1 pseudogene is annotated in these 248 nt (G+C 73.4%); it reads left to right on the top strand.

The annotated features are described in order from the left end of the window. Positions 1 to 248: pseudogene (locus KVS71_RS18135) on the top strand (NADP-dependent phosphogluconate dehydrogenase); the annotation flags it as partial.

The raw sequence follows: 248 nt of genomic DNA, 5'->3' as shown, positions 1-248 counted from the left end.
CCCCGTCGAGGACGTCCGCCCGGCGGCCACCCCCCCCAAGTTCGGCGCCTCCATGCAGGGCTCGGACGAGATCCGCGCCGGTGCCGCCGAGTCCGGCTGGAACATCGATCTCGGTGCGATCTCCAAGATCTGGCGCGGCGGGTGCATCATCCGTGCCCAGTTCCTGTACCGGATCGCGGACGGCTTCGCCGTGACGCCCGGCCTGCCCCGGCTGATGGCGGCTCCGGACTTCCCCGGGGGGGTCCCCC

The organism is Microbacterium sp. GbtcB4, from assembly GCF_019091465.1.
Taxonomy (GTDB): domain Bacteria; phylum Actinomycetota; class Actinomycetes; order Actinomycetales; family Microbacteriaceae; genus Microbacterium; species Microbacterium paraoxydans.
The sequence above is the reverse complement of the archived record's forward strand: the minus strand, read 5'-3'. Positions and strand labels throughout refer to the sequence as shown.